We start from the raw sequence: 16476 nt of genomic DNA, 5'->3' as shown, positions 1-16476 counted from the left end.
AGTTCAGACGAGCAACGACATCTGCCGGGGTGCCAGCGGGAAACGTGTCTGACGAGACGGTGGGGACGGATTGGCACACGGGGTCAGATCAAGGTCCAACATTTCCGAGCCGGAGCAGGCTGCGGTGCAATTGTTCCTCATCCTGTTCAGACAAAAGCGGGCGCGCGGATACAGGACACAATCGTGGTCGTCTGAAATCGGAAAGGCGGCTACGCCGCCTCCCCTTCGTCCATCTGATCCGGCTGCAGGTAGTGCAGGTAGCTGACGGCGCGCTGCGCATGGCCGGCGGCGACAAAGATCGCCCGCTTGTCGCCGGAGAGAACCTTGAGCCAGGTGGCGAGATAGCTTGCATGATCGGGCCGCGGCTCGAGTTCGGGAACGATGCCGAGATCGGCGCAGAGGAAGCAGCTACCGAGTTCGGCGATCAGTTCCTCGCGGGCGCGGTCGCTCTGGTCCTTGGCATAGCGGCTGAGATCGCGATCCAGTCGATGCGGTGCCGCCGTCCAGTGGGTCAGCTCGTGACTGAGGATCGCGACATAGGAGGCGGCGTCGCGGAAGGCTGCGAAGGCTGGCATCTGGATGTGATCGCGGGCTGGGGCATAGTATGCCGTCGATCCGCCGTGCCGGATCAGGGCGCCGGTGTTGGCAAAGAAGCGGTCGGCATGGCCGATACGGACAATCGGATCCTGAACCGCTGTGACCTGATTAAAGTGCGTATCCAGGCCGGCAATCTGCTCGGCATTGAAGACCGTGTAAGCCTTGAGAAACGGGATATCGTGCTCGACCGCTTCGCCGGTGTCGGTGGTTTCGGTGCGGATGAAGGAACTGGCAAAGACCACCGTGGTGCCGGTCTCGCCCTTGCGGACTGCCGCCCCCAGTTCGAGGGCCTGGCGAAACGTCATCCAGGTCGGCGAGGTGAAGCCGCGGGCGATCGCTTCGGACCATAGAAGCAGGACGTTGATGCCGGAATAGGGTTGGCCGTTGTGGCGCAAAGGCCGGGTGATCCGATCAGTCGCCTGGGCAGAGCTCCACGGTCTCATCCAGGGTCGCACGCCCTGTTCGAGCTCGGCGATGATCTTGTCGGTGACGCGGCTGTAGAGATCGGCTCGTTGGTGGGTTTGTTGCCTGCTCATGTCAAAACCTCCGTTTTGAGGTCGCGACCATCGCGACCTGCTACGGCGGTCCGAATGCCGGGCGTCAGGCGCAGGCCCGCACCCGATAGGGCCGGAACGGAGGTGGAGGACGGCAACGCCGTTGTGGGGCGGCGCGGGCCCGGCAGGACCTAAAGCCGGGGCAGGACGCAAGGCGCGGCAAGGCGGGGATTGTTCGCCGGCGTGGGCAGGCACGACGATCAGCAGCGGAGCCGGTGACGGGTTAGCCGAACACTGGCGCCCTCACCGCCTCGGTCTAGCGACCGTGCGATATTGACGATGTCATCGCGAGGCGGTTCGGCTGGGGATTTCCGTCGGCGCCGCCGACACGACGCTTTCAAAGCATGCCGAGGAACTGTCTGAGCTCCGGTGTTTTCGGGTTTGCGAAAACCTCCTCAGGTGGTCCGATCTCATGCACCTTACCCTGATGCATGAAGACGACGCGCGAGCAGACGTCGCGGGCGAACTTCATTTCGTGGGTCACCATCAGAAGTGTCATGCCTTCAGAGGCAAGTTCGCGCACGACGGCGAGCACTTCCGCGACTAGTTCAGGATCGAGCGCCGAGGTGATCTCGTCGCAAAGCAACGCGATTGGCTGCATGGCGAGCGCCCGGGCGATCGCCACTCGCTGCTGCTGGCCTCCGGAAAGCTCGTCGGGGTAGGCGTCAAACTTGTGTCCCAGGCCGACGCGGTCGAGCATCCGGCGCGCCATCTCTTCGGCCTGCGCCTTTGCAGTTTTCTTGACGACAGTCTGAGAAAGTACAACGTTGCCGCCGACCGTTAGATGTGGAAACAGGTTGAACTGCTGGAAGATCATCCCGACTTTCAGCCGAAGCGCCTTCAGGTGCACCTCGTCGTCGAGTAGTTGCGCTCCGGCGACTGAGATTGCCCCTTGCGTGGGGGTTTCGAGCCCGTTGATGCAACGAAGCAGCGTCGATTTTCCCGAGCCGCTCTTGCCGATGATGGCGATGACCTCGCCCGGCTCTACATCGAGATTGATACCTTTCAGAACCTCGTTGGTGCCGTAGCTTTTGCGGACCTCAGTGATTTCGATGAGCGACATTGAGCTTCCTTTCAAGCACTTGGCTGCTTTTGGACAGGGGCCAGCAGAGCGCGAAGTAGATAAGGGCGACGAGCCCGTAGACGGTGAATGGCTGGAAGGTGGCGTTGGTGACGACGGTTCCGGCCTTGGAGAGTTCAACGAAACCGATGATCGAGGTGAGTGCCGTGCCCTTGACGACCTGTACCGAGAAACCGACCGTCGGCGGCACCGCGATCTTCAGAGCCTGCGGAAGAATGACGTAGCGCATTTGCTGCAGCCGCCCCATGCCGAGGCTGGCGGATGCCTCCCACTGCCCCCGGTTGATGGATTCGACGCAACCGCGCCAGATTTCGGCGAGAAACGAAGCTGTCCACAGGATAAGCGCAACTCCGGCCGCCAGCCAGGCCGGCACGTCGATGCCAAACAGTCCAAGACCGAAGAAAGCGATGAAAAGCTGCATCAGGAGTGGCGTTCCCTGGAACAGCTCGATGTAATATTTAGCAAAAACCCTGGCCGCCTTGCGCATGCTGATGCGCAGGAAGAGGACAAGCAGGCCGACCGCTCCTCCGCCGGCAAAAGAGACAAGCGAAAGCAGAATGGTCCAGCGCGTCGCGAGCAGCAGATTACGCAGGATATCCCATGTGGAAAACTCGATCATCGCGCTGCCCTCCTTGGAAAGATGAGACCGCCCAGGACGGCGAGTACCTGGCGAAGCAGGATCGCGAGGCAGAGATATATGACGGTCGAGACAATATAGGCTTCAAAGGCGCGGAAGGTGCGCGACTGGATGAAGTTCGCGGCAAAGGTCAGGTCTTCAGCAGCGATCTGCGATACCACCGACGAGCCGAGCATCACGATGACCACCTGCGACGACAGGGCCGGCCAAATGCGCTGCAGCGAGGGCACGAGTACGACGTGCCGGAAGGTCTCGAAGCGAGTCATGGCAAGGCTGGCGCCCGCTTCGAACTGGCCCTTTGGGGTCGCCTGAATGCCGGCGCGGATAATCTCGCAGCTATAGGCTCCGAGATTGACGACCATCGCGATGTTGGCCGCGGTCAGTTCGTCAAGCTGCAGGCCGAGAGAGGGCAGGCCGAAGAAAATGAAGAAAAGCTGGATCAGGAACGGCGTGTTGCGGATCAGTTCGACATAGGTTGCCACGATCGGCTTTAGCCAGGCGGGACCGAGCGCCCGCACCCACGCGCAGAAAATGCCGAGCGAAATGCCGAGTACCGCGCCGACGGCGATCAATTCGAGTGTTATCAGAACGCCCTTGACGATCTGCGGATAATATTGGGCTAGCCAGCCGAATTCGAAAACATAGTTCAAGTTGTTCCCCTCTTGGCGCTCAGCAGCGGCTCCGCCATCCCGCAGGCAGTGGGATGGCGGCCATGGATACGATCAGAGGTCGGCCGGGAGATCGGCGCCGAGCCATTTCCGGGAGATGCCGTTGAGCGCACCGTCTGTCTTGGCAGCGGCAATGATGGCGTTCACCTTCTCAAGCAGCGCCGGCTCGTTCTTGTTGAGGCCGATGTAGCAGGGAGAGTTCTTGATCAAAAACTTCAGCTCCGGACGCTTTGGCGGGTTTCTGGCGAGGATGGCGGCTGCGACAACGTTGCCTGTTGCAACCACATCCACCTGCCCGGAGAGGAACGCGGAAATCGTGCCGTTGTTGTCCTCGTAACGTTTGATGACGGCGTCGGCAGGGGCAATCTTTGTCAGTTCCAGATCCTCGACGGCGCCGCGCGTGACGCCGATAGTCTTTGCGGAAAGTTCCTCGGCCTTCGTGACAGAAATGTCTGCGGGGGCGAAGACACCGTTGAAGAACGGGGCATAGGCGGTGGTGAAATCGATCACCGCTTCGCGCTCGGCGTTCTTGCCGAGGCTTGAGATTACCAAATCGACCTTATTGGTCTGGAGATAGGGGATGCGGTTAGCGCTGGTGACGGGAACGAGCTCTGTCTTCACCCCGAGCTTCGCCGCGATCAGGTTTGCCACGTCGATATCATATCCCTGCGGAGCCATGTCCGTCCCCACGCTGCCGAACGGCGGAAAGTCCTGCGGGACAGCGACGCGGATCGTGCCGCGGGTGGTGATGTTGGCAAGCGAGTCGGCCTGTGCGACGACCCCGAAGCTGGCGGTGACCGCGAGCGTCGCAACTGCAAAAAATACGCGTCTTGTAAGCATGTCTTTATATCTCCTTTGGAGCTACGGGTTGTTTCGCGCCGGATAAACGGGACGTCGAAGGCGCATTCTTGGGTGGTAGGGAAAGGGAAATACGCAGTTCGGACAGCGGATCGGGGCGCGCCGTCAGATCCAGGCCCGTTTCCACTTCGTCCAGATGCTCAATCGACAATTCTGCCGCCTTGATGAAATCGCCTTCGACCATGGCTTCGAAGATGCGGCAATGCCCCTGATGGGACTGGGCTGCATGGAACTCCGATTGGTAGAGCATCGAAATAAGAATGGTCCGGGCGGTCAGGTCGCGCAGCATCTCGATGAGTACGGCATTGCCGCACAACTCCGCGATCCGGATGTGAAAATCGCCCATCAGGCAAGTCAGGCGCTGGCGGTCGCCAGCGGCCATCGCGGCCTTTTCCTCGTCCAGATGCGCAACGAGCACCTGCCGCCCGTCTTCGGTCAGCGGCCGCATGCTCCGCAGCAATCCGGACTCGATGACCCGCCGTGCCTCGTAGACAGTCATCGCTTCGTCAGCCGACGGCTCTACAACGAACCATCCTCGCCGCGGGCTCACGTGAACGATGCCGCGGGTTTCGAGGCGCATCATCGCCTCGCGGACCCGCGTACGCGATACTCCGAAAAGTCCGGCGAGCTGATTTTCGCTGAGCCGAGTACCCGGATGGATTCGCGCGGAAAGAATGCCTGAAACGATGGCTTCTTCGATGTTTGTCTGCTGGGTCTTTTCAGTATGTAAGTCTTGCATACAAGAGAGAAAGCAAGGGCCGTACCAAATTCTAGTGCGACCTCGGAATCAACCCGTCACGGCGGATCTGCCTCGCGCTCTGTCGATATTCTAGGCATCGCCACTGTGCATCTGCCCCAAAAGGAACAAGGCGGACGTTTTTGGTCATCGGGAGCTAAAGCCACACCCTGCCCGCATGGTGGGCACAAATAAGGTCGTCAGAGTACGCGGGCAAATTAGGTTGCAGAAGGCTCAAGGATTGCCTTTTCGAGCGTGCGGCAGCGATTTCATTCGCTGGGCATAGGCTTGGAGCTTGAATCCAAAGCGCGTAGGCGTCTCCAGCAGTTGCGCACGGATCGTCGTCATCTTTAATAGGCAGCACTAACGCGGAGGTCGGCCTTCTGGCCCCCCTTGGCCTCCTCCACGCGCTCCCGCCTCGCCCGCAGTTTGTCGAATTTGTCGAAGTCCGTCATGATGCTGACCAGGACGCTCCCCGTCCAGCCGAAGGTGAACAAGCCGGACATTGCGATGATCGGGCCAAGGAGACGCCACGTATCTGGAAGGGTCACGTTGCCCTCCCCCAGCGTCGTATAGCTCTCGAGGACATAGTAGTAGCTGTCGCGCATCGAGGGGATGATCTCTCTGACATAGAGAGGAACCGCCCAAATTAGGGTTTCTGCGAAATGCAGGAGCGCCAGCGCGGCGATCGTCACCGCCAGCATCAGGTTCAATCGCCAGTGAGGTGTGACGCTGGTGACTTGTGCCCAGGATTTGCTGAACTGAAGGCTGATGCTGCGAATACCGACGCCGTGTACGAATATGACGACGATCAAAATAAGCGTACCGACGAAGATTTCGAAAAGCGGGTTCGGGTTCGATAGATGCTCCAATCGCTATGTCCTCGGTCTCGTCACCTCCGGTGGAAGGCCTTTTTGCAAGCCTCCCACCGGGCCTACACCAGCACGGGCATGTTGCTATACCCTGGCGCTAGTAGCAGGGAGGATAGGGATAATATCCGCATGCCGGCGGCGGGTAGTAAGGGCGTTCGGACGCCACCGCCGCTCCCACCGCCGCCCCCGCGACGACGCCTGCGCCGTAGTATGCGCCAGGATGTGCGTACCATCCCCCACGCCAGACCGCTGCACGACCAACACCCCCGACGGCGACGCCGCCATACCGACCACGTGCAGCAAACCAATCGATGAACAGTGATGCCGGACCATCTGCTCCGGTGAGATCACCTTCGAGAACCGCGACGTCGAAGATCAGGTTTCCGCCCTCGAGCTTCGGCGCCTTCAGGACGACGACTGCGTCGGCGACGCTGTCGCCCTTGCCGCTGAGGACCGAGATCGTCGCGTTCGGAGGATCCTTTGCGAAACTGTCTGGGCCCTCATCCCACTGCTTGATGAACTCGGAGGTGAGCACATGGCCCGCCGATCGCACCGGGCGGTCGGCGAAGACAATCGACGTCGCTGAGATGGCACTCATGGTGAGCTTGCCGTTCTCGAGCTTTGCCCCTCCGGAATTGAGGACGGCAAGCGACGGCACCATCTTTGACTTGGTTGCGCCAATGGTCTTCTGCGCGGGAGCCGAGATGGCATCCTGCGCGATGGTCGGGGATGTGGAAACGAGACCCGCCGCGAGCGCGACGATGCAGATATGCGAGATCCTACGCACTATTCGTCCTCCAGTTCGGCCACGAGGGCATTACTTCAAAAGTCCAAGATTGATCAATTGTACGCGCCTGTTGTCGGCCGACTCCGGGTGGCCGGGATCGATCGGCCATTCCTCGCCGGCACCGACCGAGAACAAGCGATCAGGCGAAACTGCAAACGTGGTCGACAGCGCTTCGTTGATTGCGTCGGCGCGTTTCTGGCTGAGTTCGAGATTGTGCTTGGCCGTTCCTGTCGCACTGGAATGCCCGACAATGAGGAATTTGTAGCGGAACAGATCCGGATGATGCAGTGCATCCGCGATCAGCCCCACGGTGCGGTAGGATTTCGGCTCGATGGCAGTCGAGTTGTTTTCGAAATCAATCTCGACGATCAACTGCGAGAGCTCCGACAGCTTGCTCCAGTTGGGCAACGCTGCGACGCCTTTGCCGGCGTTGGCGTTCGCTTCTTCCACCAGCAGAGCGACATCGACGGCAGGTGCGGCCTCCTTGACCTGTCCGAGCGTGCTCATGATCTGACTGTTGTTGAGCTGCTGGGCGGAAGTAATGCTCGGAGCCAGAAGCAGGCCGAGTGCCATTGAAATGCGAAGGCCGTGAGCGATCATGTTGTTTTCCTTCTTTCCGGTCATGGTTCACCGCCATCCGGCGTCGGTAATTGCTTGGTTGCATTCCCTGTTGTCGACGCGCTTCGTCTCGACGAGGCAGGAAAGGATGTTCCCGTCGCCCTTCACGCCGTTGCAGTACTGGGAGATGTCATGCTGGCAGACCTTGAACACCGAGGCCTGCGCTTCCTGACGCTGAGCGATCGACGACACGACGGTCGCGAGCGTAGATGTGCAGGTCGGCGAGACCTTTGCGGTGTTCTTCTCGAGGCAAGCCTGGATGCGGCCGTTGCCGAGGTTCTCGCCATTGCAGAATTTCTTGATGTCGGCGCCGCACTCCTTGGCAAGTGTCGTCACCGCATCGGCGTAGCTGATCGTATCTGCCATGCCGGCGGCCGTCATTGAGAGGAAGGCGGCGAGCGCTGCCCCTGCTAAGATACCAACTCTGTCTCTCATCATTGTTCCTATCCTTGAGCGATTGATCTGAAGTGGTCATTTCCGTCGTATGCGGGGTCGGCTTTCATCGCCATGGCGGCTTAAGCGGGGAGACGGCGGCTCGATTGACGGCCTGCACTATCTCTGTCCGAAGGTTGTCTATGAGCTCCTGATACTCGCCGATGCGCTCGTCCCGCTCCGGAGCGGACAATCGCTCCCATTGGAGTTTCTCGTCATGTGCAGTCAGGAAGTCGTCGCACATGTCGCGAAACCCCTCCTCGCGGGCGGCGAGTTCCTCGATGACTTTGGCGTGCTCCTTGTAGGAGTTCTTTACGAATTCAACACCGTTCCCCATCCGGTTTATCCGTTCGCGCAAGTCGCCTCACAACAGGCGATCTCATGATGATGCAAATCTCTCCTATTGGGCCGTAACTGACGGCAACAAACGCACGCAAGGCGTTGGGGCATGCTCAAAACGCCGCCACCCGCTCGACGAACCAGAATGCCGACATTGCTCCGATCGCGTAGGTCGCGGTGGCGAAGGCATGCCGACCTAGCCACGGCGGATACCTCACCTGCCTCGCCAGCGCGATCAACCCGATCACCGCACCAATGAATATCAACTGGCCGATCTCGACGCCCACATTGAAGAACAGCAGGGCGAGCGGAATGTCTCCGGCCGGAAGGGCCAACTCCGACAGCGCCCCGGCGAAGCCTAGTCCGTGCAGCAGTCCAAAGGCAAAGGCGACCACCCAGGGTCGTTGCGCCGTCAGGCTTGTCTGCGCGTTCTGGATACGGATGATCTCGCAGGCGAGCAGCAGAATGCTGAAGGCGATCGCCGCCTCTACGGGCGGTCCGGGCACATGCACGAACCCGAGGGTCGCCAGGGTCAGCGTGATGGAGTGCGCTGCAGTGAACGCCGTCACCGTCAACAACAGCGCCCGCCAGCTTCTTGCGATGAACATCAACGCGAGGACGAAGAGGAGGTGGTCGTAACCGAACACGATGTGTTCGATGCCATGCATGATGAACGTCTTGGCCACGTCGAGGCGTCCGGGTCGCGAGGCGACGTCGACCCACGGCTTCGAAGGATGGATCATCGTCGTCGTGACCGCACCATCCAGCATGTGAACCCGCACAAGCACGTCGGTGATCGTCGCCTGCAGACCGACGAATTCAACCCGCTTGCCAGCAAGGCTTCCGTCCGCTGTCTCGATGACGTGCGTCTCCACAAGCGAATCCGGAAGGTCGCGCTCGGCCGGGGCCGTTACATTCCGAACGCTGTCGGGAAACCGCAGGGCGACCGGAAGTCGCATGCCCGACAGCATGGGCGTCCGCCAGACGACCCTGTAGCGGTTTGCCGCCATCTCATCGATCTCAAGATAGGCGGGCCGTATCTCGTGGGCGCAGACCGCGCCGGCGAGCACAAGGAAGGCGACCATGACGCCGACGAGCAGCCGCCAGAACAACATGGGTAGTGTCAGCGGGCCCGTCATTGCGCGGACACCTCAAGCCCGAGGTTGAACCCAGGTGGCACCTGCAGGTCCTGAAAGTCGGCGGTCTCGATAGGTGGGACGATGACCGAGTAACGGGAGCGCATTTCCTCCAACGCCGTGGTCTTGATCTCGCGATACTTGTCGTCGATCCAGCCCGCCTTCACGTTGGGCATCACCTCGGCGTAGATCGGGATCCGTCCGGGTTCTATGGAGTCGATCCAGACCAAATGCCACCCGTAACCCGACTTGACGGGTCCGACCCACTTGCCCGGAGTGAGCTGGAAAAGCTCATTGGAGAACTCCGGTCCGAACTCCTTCGACATCTGATCGGGCGTGGCGTCGCCGTAGTGGTTCTGGAACATGAACGGATCGCCGATTGCGGCGACTTCGCTGGAGTCGGGAGACTTGCCCTCGACGAGAGGAAGAGCTGCCGCCGCGACCTCCTTGGTTTCTTTCCCGTGCCGGTCCGTCGAGAAATAGAGATGCCGGAAGGTTGCATGAGCTGGCAGCGCGAAGGTCGCCGAATTCTTGTCGAACCAAGCCTTCAGTTCGGCATCGGTCGGTTCCTGAAGCGACGCCACATCGGTGGCCAGAAAGTCCATTTTCTGCGCCAGCCTGCGCTTGACCACCTCGTCGTCGCGGTCGAGTCCGAGGGCCACTGCTTCCCGGAAGAGGATTTCCTGGTTCACCTTCTGATCGACGAGACCGCGTACCTGTTCCGTCGTCGGCGATGATCTCCCCTGCGCCAGCCAGCTAATGGCCAGTTGCCGAACGTCGTCCTTCGTGAGAACGATCTGGTTGGTATTCGCCTCACCCTCCCCCTGCGGAGGCGTCAGCAGGTGGTACACGCCGAACAGGAATCCACCGACGACGAGGAAGTGGAGCAGGGGTTCGCCGATGGCTCTCCGCCACCTGCTCTTCGTCGGCTCCTCCCCTGCACGGACACCGGGGGTCTCAGGGGCAATAGGAAACAGTTTCATGGGACTGCCTCCTTACTGAATGACAGCCTGGACTTCGTAGTTGGCGTAGCCGAATTCGTTGCTCCGCGCTGCCACGTACTTGTCGCCCGATGTGTAGACCGTCAGCTCGAACGGGCTTCCATCGATCGTCGTGACGATGTGACCGTCCTTGATTTCATAGTCCGCGGTCGATCCTGACGTGCTCGGATGCATGATCTGCAGGACATCGTCCGGGTTGGACGGGCCACCGTTCAGCTCCGTTATGACACGCTGTCCATGCTCGCCGAACAGGACATCGAAATTCTGGTTGGTGACCCTGTTGCGGACTTTGAACGTCTTGCCAACGACGAGTTCCTTCAGTTGATCGTTGGTGAGCGCGACGGCTCCTGCCTTGGTCAGATCTTCGACGGTCAGGCCGCGCTCCGCCTTGGCGACGGCCGCGGGCGTCGGCGTGTACCAGATTGGCGACGTCCATGCGCGCTCTTGAACCGTGGCGGCCACGCTGCTGGGTGGAAGAATGCCGAGCTTGACGGCGTCGTACGTGCTCCATCGCGGTGTCGGGATCTGCAGGACGCGCGAGTAGTAGAAGGCGTGCAGGCTCGGGTCGAACTCGGGGTCCGTCCAGACCGCCTTCAGTTCTACCGCGCCGATGTCGTTGGTGTAGGTCGCCTTGGTGATATCGACGGTGCTTCCAATCGGGGGCAGCTTGCCGGTGACCGGATCCGGCTGCCGGTTTCCTGCCCAGGCGACGTCGAAGATCTTTTCGAAGATCTGGCCTTGCTTGGTCCAACCCTTGACGATCTGGATCCGATCGAGATTACCGTCGTCGGGGTCCTTCACCGCCGATACGATGAAGGAGGGAACCTTGTCGTCGGCCGCAGGAAGATCGCCGCCCATCGGAACGCCGCCGGCATAGGCGGTCTTCGCCCAGTCCGCATTCGCCAGAAGTCCCCTGTCGTAGTCCCAGCCGCCGAACATCCGTGCCTGAATCCGCACGCCACTTGTGGCGTAGACCTCCTTGCGCTGCATCGCATTGAAGATGGAATCGCGGGAGTTCTGTTCCGCCCACACGACGGTCAGGCCGGAGGTTCCGGTCTCGAGGACGTTCATGCCGGATGCGACTTTGCCCGCCAGTCGTGAAGCGGGCGTCGCGTCGACGAGGCCATGATCGCCGAAAAAGTTCGATTGCGAATAAGCGGTGACGGTGTTGTGAGAGTCCCCGGCGCCGACCACCCCGAACTTGTAGGGGTTGTAACCGCGGGTCGCCTGCATCGCCAAGCCGTTCTCATAGGCTTCGCGGGCATAGCTCCCGTGAAGCTTGCCTGAACTGTTATCTATCCCGATCAGGTAGTTCATGATTTCGAAGTTGGCGAACTCGTCGTTCGGCGACAGGTCGGGATGGGTCTCGGAAGCCCCTTTCACCTGCTTGAGTTCCGTGAGCGGTTCGTTGGTCATGCGCTGCTGAGCCCAGACGGCATCGAGCGGGTTGCCCTTGCTGTCGACATCGGTCGGAAACATGATGCCGTTGGAGAGGTTGGCGTTGTGGGAGATGGCTAGCACCTCGTTCCCCGCCTTTCGTTGGCCGTCCATCCATGTCCAGAGATCTTCGGGATGGTCGGAGTCGAGGGCGGAGAACGGGGCCGCCGGAACCTTCGCACAATCCTTGAAGAAGACGTTGCGGTGCATGTTCTGGTTATTGGGCATCGACGTCCACTCGTACGAGCAGAAGGCGGTGAACTGGCCGGGCTTGTTGTACTTGTCGGCGATGGCGACGTTCTGTTTCCAAATGGAACCCGTGAGTTCCGGCTTTATCAGCTCGCTTAGCGGCTTGCCGCTGGCAATGCTTCCGGCCAGGAACTGGAAGATGTTCATCGCGCTGTTGTCTTTGGTCACCTTCAGCTTCGCGGCGATTGGGAGCTTGCTGATTGGAGACGTGGGATCATTGGCAAGGCGGACGACGCCGACATATTCCGAGTGATCGGTCACCCCCTGGAAATCGAGTGGCGTCTTGATCTTCACATCGAAGCCGGCCGGATGCTTGATGGTCTGCCCCATCGAGTACTGGTAGGCCTCTTCCGGTCCGGTCACCGTGTTTCCGATGATGTAGGCGTCAAGCGACCAGCTCGTGTGCTGGTGGGTCTGTCCGAAGTAGGCGTGGCGTTCCTGGGCAGATGCCCCGGTCGCAGCAACTGCGAGGATGGTTGAGGAAAGCAACGGTATGACCCGGTTCGACCTGCGCATGTCTTGCCCTCGATTAAGGTTTGGCCCTGGAGATGGAAGGTTCCCATCAACCTGTGAACAGCGAAGTCGAAAGCGCAAGGTATGTAACAGTAACATACGGTCCGGCGGGACGTAGTTTCGGTGGATCTGGTGCCGGCCATTTCGACAGGAGAACGTTGCTTTGGGCTCAGGAGAACTGGACGCAGCCTTTATCTTCATGGACGAAGACCAGTTTCAGCAGTAGGTTGCATTCGAAAGTGAATAATATAATCTGTGGTAAAGGTGTCCTTCAGTAGCGGCTGAGGAGCAAGCCGTGCAGAACGAATTGTCACCCGGGGACAAGGCTGCGTCTCCCCCATCTCGCCCTGCTCCGAGCCCGGATGACATCCGTGCTCAGCTCGACCGCATCATTACCAACCCCGAATTTCCGCATGTTGGTCGTAGTGGCGCATTCCTGACTTACGTCACGGAAGAAACGCTCGCGGGTCGTGCGGATCGGATCAAGGGCTACTCGATCGCGGTCGAAGTTTTCAAGCGGAGCGAAGGGTTCACGCAGGACGATCCCGTCGTCCGGATCGAGGCTGGACGCCTCCGTCGCCTGCTGGAGCGCTACTACTTCGTGGCGGGCCAGCATGATCCGATAAGGATCGACATCCCCAAAGGTGGATACGCGCCGTCTTTCGAGTGGAACGGCGCGTTTGAAGGTCGTTCTGCAAAGGACGCCAAGACACCTGCAGGGCGCGGCTTTCGCGTCCAGTTGGACCGTGTAATGGTAGTAGGGATCGGAGCTGGCGCAATGCTCGGCATTGGTATTGCCGCTTTCGCCTTGTCCACTCACCTGTTGCTCGGCCGGTCGAACGCGCTCCTCTCCGAGGGAGGTCCGACGCTGGTCGTGGCCCCGTTCGCCGATCTTGGCGATGCGCCACAAGCGGAGCTTTACTCGGCTGGCCTCACCGAGGAATTGCTGACGGTCCTGCCTCGCTTCAAGGAAATCCACGTGTTCGGGCGTGAGACGTCCAAATCGCTGTCGCCGGGCGTGCCCGCCTCCCAGGTGCGTGGCGAGCTTGGTGCGCGGTTCCTGCTCGCCGGGGGCGTGCGTGTTGCAGGCGAGCGGGTGCGCGTGACAGCACGTCTGGTTGATACCGAGACAGACAAGATTCTCTGGTCCGAGACCTACGACGACGACCTTCACAGCCGCGATCTGTTCAGTATTCAGTCCGACGTTGCGAACAAGGTTGCGACCACGGTCGCTCAGCCATATGGGATCATGGCCCAGGCGGATGCCGTCAACCCTCCCCCTGACGATGTTGGCGTATACACCTGCACGCTCCGTTTCTACGCCTATCGCGCGGAGTTGACGGTGAAGCAGCATGCGAACGTGCGGAGTTGCCTCGAGAACGCCGTCGAACGCTACCCAACCTTCGCCACGGGCTGGGCCATGCTCTCGCTCATCTATCTCGACGAGGAACGTTTTCGGTTCAACACAAGGTCCGGCACGCCGACGCCGGTCGAGCGCAGCCTAAGCGCCGCTCGGCGCGCAGTTCAACTGGATGCGGGCAACACCCGTGCGCTGCAGGCTTTAATGACTGCGCTGTTTTTCAACCAGCAGGTCCCGGAGGCGTTCAAAGTCGGCGAACAGGCCTTGGAGACCAACCCTAACGATACCGAGCTTCTGGGCGAGTTCGGCACTCGCGTTGCCCAAAGTGGGCAATGGGAGCGTGGGGCAGCTTTACTGGATCGCGCACTCGAGCTCAACCCCGGCGGCGGTGGCTTCTATCACGGGACGCGTGCACTCGCCGCCTATATGTTGCATGACAACCGAACTGCAGTGATCGAAATCCGCCAGGCGGATCTGCAGACGTTTCCGCTCTATCACGCGGTTGCAGCAGTAATTTACGTGAACGCGGACATGATGGACGACGCCCGACGGGAGGCCAAGCTATTCAACGAAATGCGCCCCGATTTCATTCCGAACATCGTGGCCGAACTAAAATCGCGCAACTTCCAGCCCGCGGATCGGGCGAGAATGATCGCCGACATCAGGAAGGCCGGGCTGCCAGCAGTGGACGAAGTTCAGGCGTCGATGCTGCGTTCGACGAAGGGGGCTCCGGTTTCTCGGCCCTAGGGGCTGATCCACTCAAAGACGGCCGTCACGACGGCGATTGGGCGATTCCGGCTCAGGCACATGAGGGAATACACGCGGGTTTTAGTGTTACGGGCCGTCGTCGCAGCGTTGCCCCTCCCTGCTTCATTCAAAGGATTAAAGCATCACAAAGGCATTAGAAGTCCCACGGAGATGTGAGATCGAGCCCTGCGGTCTCGAAATCCGTGAGATTGCGGGTTGCTAGGCGGCCATCGTTTACCCGGGCAATCGCGGCAATCAATCCATCGGGTGCCGACAGTCCGCGTCCCTTGCGAGCGGCATCGCCCATAATCTCCCCGTAGGCGAGTGCGGCTTCTTCGGTCAATCCGACCGATCAGCAAAACGACGACGCCACTCTTGCAACCCCTGTTCCAGCCGATCGGTGCGCTGATCCGGTCTTATCTTCTGGATCCCGAAGGCGATCTTGGCGATCGTCACGGTTGGCAGTGCTAATTCCGCATCGGATCGAACCAGCCAAGCAATCACTCCCTCGTTGGGTGCCTTCTTCAAGGTCTCAGAAACGACGTTGGTGTCGAGAAAGATCAAAGCTCGACGCCCTCATGCCGATGGCGATTTTCACGGACTACAGCTTCCAGATTGATGTCTGTGCCGGTTTGCGCCCCAAGACGCGAATAGAAGCTCGAAGCAGGCTCGCGCCCTGCCTCCCGGATCTCATAGGATTCGAGCGCACGTTCGACCACCTCGGCAATCGAACGATTTTCGCGGCGAGCAAGCCTGTGCGCCAAATCTCGCGCCTTGGAGCTTCGGACAGAAAGTTGTGATGCGGCCATATTAGTCTCCTTCGGTACCCAATATAAAATGATCTCTCTGCCGATTTTTCTGCCTGTCTATTTCGACTTGCACGAGGCGGGTCACAAGCAAACGCACATGATTGTAATTTCACCGTTGCGATCAATCGAGATCTTTGACGGGCTTGGATTGAATAAAGAGATTACTGTCGGGGAGCAGAAAAAGGTCGGCACTCATCAAACCGCTCCTGTGACATGCGCGGGGGATTATAAGGTATGGCCTGCCGCTCTCAACGCTTCCGCCATCGTTGCAAGTGGAATCACGAGCGCAAGGGGAGGTTCAACAAGCGGTAGTGCGCCGTATGTTTTATACCACGCGGCCACCCTGTCATTCTTGGCGTCGATGGCCATCACCGCGCCGCCGACTTCAGAGGCGGCACGCAGGCACCGCTTGCCAGCGGCGAGCAGGAGCTGTCCTCCCAGACCTTGACCCTGATGTTGCTTATCCACGGCCAAACGCGTCAGACGAAAGCCCGGCAATTCATGGCGAGCCCGTCCGCGCGTAACGCGTTCCGGGACTTTCGCTGGGTCGATCGATGTGGGCGCCAGGCCATAGAAGCCGTATATCGTGCTGCCGTTCGCGTCGTCTATTGCCAGAAAGGTCTTCGAGCCGCCCTGATCGTGACTTTGCCTAGCATAACGATGCAGGAAGTCATTGAGATTGTTATCGCCGCAATCGAAAGACTTTCGCTCGTGTTTCTTTCCAATCGGCTCTTCATGCCAAGCAGTCATATTGACTTCGGTAATGCGCGGGCTGCGGCGAGGAGCTCTTCGTTCGGTGCCGGCGGATTTTCCAGCAGTTCGAGAATGCGAAGGTAATCGCGCTCCGAAACTTTCAGAACTTCCGCCTGTTCAATCACCGCATCGGCTTCACGCAGTGCAGACTGCGTTACGAAATTAGTCAGATCCGTATTGCAAATTGAGGCTGCCCGCATCAGCGCCGCTGCATTCCACGTGGCGGCCCGCATCGCTGCATTTGCTGTCTTCCAACTTGCACAAAGAGAGCGGTCACGCCATTCTGGCTCGA

Annotated in this window: 18 protein-coding genes and 2 pseudogenes; 2 read left to right on the top strand and 18 right to left on the bottom strand. The window is 60.0% G+C overall.

Translation table 11 applies throughout. The annotated features are described in order from the left end of the window. Positions 1–45: 45 nt before the first annotated feature. Positions 46–265, top strand: a pseudogene (locus ACSQ9D_RS23995) (WGR domain-containing protein); the annotation flags it as partial. Here ACSQ9D_RS23995 and ACSQ9D_RS23990 read toward each other — a convergent pair. From ACSQ9D_RS23990 to ACSQ9D_RS23925, 14 genes are all read right to left on the bottom strand, one after another. Next, positions 210–1133: an ArdC family protein gene (locus ACSQ9D_RS23990; RefSeq protein WP_436284394.1), complete on the bottom strand. Its 924-nt coding sequence runs from the start codon at positions 1131–1133 to the stop codon at positions 210–212. The pseudogene ACSQ9D_RS23995 and the gene ACSQ9D_RS23990 sit on opposite strands and share 56 nt — an antisense overlap. 355 nt (positions 1134–1488) lie before the next feature. Beyond that, on the bottom strand, positions 1489–2214 hold the full coding sequence (locus tag ACSQ9D_RS23985; RefSeq protein WP_436284393.1) for an amino acid ABC transporter ATP-binding protein: 726 nt from the start codon (positions 2212–2214) through the stop codon (positions 1489–1491). Further along, positions 2192–2851: an amino acid ABC transporter permease gene (locus tag ACSQ9D_RS23980; protein WP_436284392.1), complete on the bottom strand. Its 660-nt coding sequence runs from the start codon at positions 2849–2851 to the stop codon at positions 2192–2194. Before ACSQ9D_RS23980 ends, ACSQ9D_RS23985 begins: the two co-directional genes overlap by 23 nt. Continuing rightward, positions 2848–3519, bottom strand: coding sequence for an amino acid ABC transporter permease (locus ACSQ9D_RS23975; RefSeq protein WP_436284391.1), 672 nt, complete (start codon positions 3517–3519; stop codon positions 2848–2850). Before ACSQ9D_RS23975 ends, ACSQ9D_RS23980 begins: the two co-directional genes overlap by 4 nt. A 72-nt stretch (positions 3520–3591) precedes the next feature. After that, positions 3592–4377, bottom strand: a complete 786-nt coding sequence (locus tag ACSQ9D_RS23970) for a transporter substrate-binding domain-containing protein (RefSeq protein WP_436284390.1) — start codon at positions 4375–4377, stop codon at positions 3592–3594. Positions 4378–4381: 4 nt separating this feature from the next. Next, the gene (locus tag ACSQ9D_RS23965; RefSeq protein ID WP_436284389.1) at positions 4382–5134 is read right to left on the bottom strand and encodes a GntR family transcriptional regulator; all 753 of its coding nucleotides are present in this window, start codon (positions 5132–5134) and stop codon (positions 4382–4384) included. Between the two features lie 347 nt (positions 5135–5481). Beyond that, on the bottom strand, positions 5482–6003 hold the full coding sequence (locus ACSQ9D_RS23960) for an ion channel (RefSeq protein WP_436284388.1): 522 nt from the start codon (positions 6001–6003) through the stop codon (positions 5482–5484). Between the two features lie 97 nt (positions 6004–6100). Beyond that, on the bottom strand, positions 6101–6790 hold the full coding sequence (locus ACSQ9D_RS23955; protein WP_436284387.1) for a hypothetical protein: 690 nt from the start codon (positions 6788–6790) through the stop codon (positions 6101–6103). Positions 6791–6820: 30 nt separating this feature from the next. Then, a complete protein-coding gene (locus ACSQ9D_RS23950; RefSeq protein ID WP_436285157.1) occupies positions 6821–7390 on the bottom strand; it encodes an OmpA family protein in 570 nt (189 codons plus the stop codon). Positions 7391–7417: 27 nt separating this feature from the next. Beyond that, entirely contained in the window at positions 7418–7846 is a 429-nt protein-coding gene (locus tag ACSQ9D_RS23945; protein WP_436284386.1) for a cysteine rich repeat-containing protein, read from the bottom strand. A gap of 61 nt (positions 7847–7907) precedes the next feature. After that, positions 7908–8177 (bottom strand): hypothetical protein, encoded by a 270-nt coding sequence (locus tag ACSQ9D_RS23940; RefSeq protein ID WP_436284385.1) that lies wholly within the window; start codon positions 8175–8177, stop codon positions 7908–7910. A gap of 115 nt (positions 8178–8292) precedes the next feature. Continuing rightward, positions 8293–9264 (bottom strand): HupE/UreJ family protein, encoded by a 972-nt coding sequence (locus ACSQ9D_RS23935; RefSeq protein WP_436285156.1) that lies wholly within the window; start codon positions 9262–9264, stop codon positions 8293–8295. A gap of 50 nt (positions 9265–9314) precedes the next feature. After that, positions 9315–10298 (bottom strand): peptidyl-prolyl cis-trans isomerase, encoded by a 984-nt coding sequence (locus ACSQ9D_RS23930; protein ID WP_436284384.1) that lies wholly within the window; start codon positions 10296–10298, stop codon positions 9315–9317. Positions 10299–10310: 12 nt separating this feature from the next. After that, complete coding sequence (locus ACSQ9D_RS23925; protein ID WP_436284383.1) at positions 10311–12518, bottom strand: DUF3604 domain-containing protein; 2208 nt, start codon at positions 12516–12518, stop codon at positions 10311–10313. 304 nt (positions 12519–12822) lie between these two features. Here ACSQ9D_RS23925 and ACSQ9D_RS23920 point away from each other — a divergent pair, with 304 nt between their 5' ends. Further along, positions 12823–14622 carry an adenylate cyclase gene (locus ACSQ9D_RS23920; RefSeq protein WP_436285155.1) on the top strand — a complete coding sequence of 600 codons (1800 nt, stop codon included), beginning with the start codon at positions 12823–12825 and terminating at the stop codon, positions 14620–14622. Positions 14623–14776: 154 nt separating this feature from the next. Here the strand turns inward: ACSQ9D_RS23920 and ACSQ9D_RS23915 are convergent. The 4 genes and pseudogenes from ACSQ9D_RS23915 to ACSQ9D_RS23900 form a co-directional block, all read right to left on the bottom strand. Continuing rightward, a pseudogene (locus tag ACSQ9D_RS23915) lies at positions 14777–15186 on the bottom strand (PIN domain-containing protein). Next, positions 15183–15431, bottom strand: coding sequence for a type II toxin-antitoxin system VapB family antitoxin (locus tag ACSQ9D_RS23910; protein ID WP_436284382.1), 249 nt, complete (start codon positions 15429–15431; stop codon positions 15183–15185). Before ACSQ9D_RS23910 ends, ACSQ9D_RS23915 begins: the two are co-directional and overlap by 4 nt. A 225-nt stretch (positions 15432–15656) precedes the next feature. Then, positions 15657–16181 (bottom strand): GNAT family N-acetyltransferase, encoded by a 525-nt coding sequence (locus ACSQ9D_RS23905; RefSeq protein WP_436284381.1) that lies wholly within the window; start codon positions 16179–16181, stop codon positions 15657–15659. Further along, a complete protein-coding gene (locus tag ACSQ9D_RS23900) occupies positions 16178–16417 on the bottom strand; it encodes a DUF1778 domain-containing protein (RefSeq protein ID WP_436284380.1) in 240 nt (79 codons plus the stop codon). Before ACSQ9D_RS23900 ends, ACSQ9D_RS23905 begins: the two co-directional genes overlap by 4 nt. Between the last annotated feature and the right edge of the window lie 59 nt (positions 16418–16476).

It is taken from the genome of Rhizobium sp. LjRoot258 (assembly GCF_964254185.1).
GTDB lineage: Bacteria > Pseudomonadota > Alphaproteobacteria > Rhizobiales > Rhizobiaceae > Rhizobium.
Note: the sequence above shows the minus strand (reverse complement) of the source record. Positions and strands in the feature narration are given on the sequence as shown.